Below are 2,189 nucleotides of genomic sequence, written 5' to 3' on the forward strand. Positions count from 1 at the left end.
CCCCGCAGCGACTGCGCCGCCGCCGCCAGCTGCTCCACCAGCGCGGCGTTCTGCTGCGTCATCGTGTCGAGCTGCGCGATCGCCTGCTGCATGCGGCCGATGTCGCTGCTCTGCGAGGCACCGCTCTGCGCAATGTCGCCGATCAGCCCCGCCACCTGGCCGACGCTGTCGACGATCTCGCGCATCGTGCGGCCGGCATCGGCGACCAGCTGCGAACCGGCCGCCACCTTCTCCGTCGAGTCGCCGATCAAGGCCTTGATCTCGCGCGCAGCCGACGAACTGCGCTGCGCGAGGCTGCGCACCTCCTCGGCCACGACCGCGAAGCCGCGACCCTGCTCGCCGGCGCGCGCTGCCTCCACAGCTGCATTCAGCGCAAGGATGTTGGTCTGGTACGCGATGCCGTCGATCACGCCGATGATCTCGGCGATCTTGCCGGCGCTGGCGTGGATCTCGCCCATGCGCACGATCACGTCCTGCATGGTCTGCGCGCCGCGCGCCGCGACCTCGCTGGACAGCGTGACCCGGCTGCGCGCCTCGCGTGTGCTGTCCGAGTTGCTGCTCACCGTGGCCGCCAGCTGCGCCATCGAGCCGACGGTCAGCTGCAACGCGTTCGCCTGCTGCTCGGTGCGGTTCGACAGGTCGGTGTTGCCGCTCGCGATCTCGTCCGATGCGGTGTCGACGCTCTCGACGGTCTGCCGCACGTCGAGCACCACCGTGCGCAGCTTCTTGCGCATCGCGTTCAGCTCGGCCCGCAGCCACGAGATCTCGTCCTTGCCCGACGACGTGATCTTGGTCTCGAGGTCGCCGCCGGCAATGCGGATCACGCACTGAACGGTCGATTCGACCGACTCCTTGATGCTGCCGCGGATCAGCCAGCCGGCCAGCAGCGCCACCGCGCAACCGGCGATGGCGCCCGCACTGAACCACCCGATGGCCGCATCGGCATTGATCCGCTGCGGTCCCGCGGCAAGCTGCTGCACGGTCCACGCCGCCGCCGCACCCATCGCGAGCACGATCGCACCCATCACGGCGAAGCCGATCATCACCCGCCTGACCAAGCTGACCTGGCGAATCCATTCCATGAGCTGTCTCCTTGTTTTATGAATCAAGCACCATCCAGCCGCAGCGCCGCGCATGCTCGCGCAGCACAGGCTCCGGCCGCACGGCCACCGGATGCGACACCGCCTGCAGCAGCGGCAGGTCGCTCGCGGAATCGGAATAGAACCAGGATTCGTCGAAGGCCTGCAAGCCGCCGGGCCGGTCCAGCCAGTCGAGCACGCGGCTCAGCTTGTGCTCGCGGTGGCAGGGCTCGCCGTCGATCTCGCCGGTCAGCAAGCCGTCTCGCAGCTCGCCTTCGGTCGCCATCAGGTGGCGGATGCCGAACAGCCGGGCAAAGGGCTCGGCGATGAAGCGCGTGGTCGCGGTGACGATGGCGCACAGGTCGCCGGCACGCTGGTGGCGCTCCACCAAGGCCTGCATGATGCCGGGCACCCGCGCCGCCATCTCGGCCTCGAACGCGCGGCTCCAGGCCTCGATCTGGTCGCGCGGAAACGCCGCCAGCGGTGCCACCGTGATGCGGTGCATCGCGCGGATGTCCAGCGTGCCGGCCACGTAGCGGTGGCAGCAGGCCAGGTAGGCCTCGGGGGCCTCGGGCGGCAGGATGCCGCGCGCCGTGAGGAAGCGTGTCCAGGCCATGCCGCTGTCGAAGGGAATCAAGGTGTGATCCAGGTCGAACAGCGCCAGGTTCATGCGTGTCTCAGGCGTGGCTCAGCTCGCGCGACAGCAGGTGCGCCGGCAGCACGCCGCGCAATGCGTTGCACACCACGATGGCCTGCGCACGCCGCAGGTCGGCCCGGCTCAGGCTGCGCTCGACGGTGGCCCAGCCCGGATCGGCCAGCAGCCGCGCGCGCATCACGCCGGGCAGCGCGCCGTCGTGCAGCGGCGGCGTGCACCAGCGGCCGTCCAGCAGCAGGAACACCGAGCTGCGCCCACCTTCCACCAGACGGCCGTCGGCGGTGAAGAACAGGCTGTCGAACGCGCCGGCCCGCTCGGCCGCCTGCACGCCGGCGTCGTAGTGCTGGCGCAGCGTGGTCTTGTGGGCCGCCAGCGGGCGGTGGTCGGGCAGGGGCTGCGCGGCGATCAGCAGGCCCACCGGCCCCGCGGGCAGCGGCGCGAGCGGGGCGTGGGTG

At 70.8% G+C, this 2,189-nt stretch carries 3 protein-coding genes; all 3 read right to left on the bottom strand.

From position 1 onward, the window contains the following. Positions 1-1,082, bottom strand: a 1,082-nt coding sequence (locus tag AC1D12_RS31505) for a methyl-accepting chemotaxis protein (RefSeq protein ID WP_477845117.1), incomplete at its 3' end; no start/stop codon positions are given. A gap of 16 nt (positions 1,083-1,098) precedes the next feature. Beyond that, the gene (locus AC1D12_RS31510) at positions 1,099-1,749 is read right to left on the bottom strand and encodes an HAD family hydrolase (protein ID WP_477845118.1); all 651 of its coding nucleotides are present in this window, start codon (positions 1,747-1,749) and stop codon (positions 1,099-1,101) included. 7 nt (positions 1,750-1,756) lie between these two features. Further along, the coding region (locus tag AC1D12_RS31515; protein ID WP_477845119.1) for an aminotransferase class IV at positions 1,757-2,189 on the bottom strand (433 nt) is incomplete at its 5' end.

The organism is Rhizobacter sp. P1_G5, assembly GCF_056405435.1.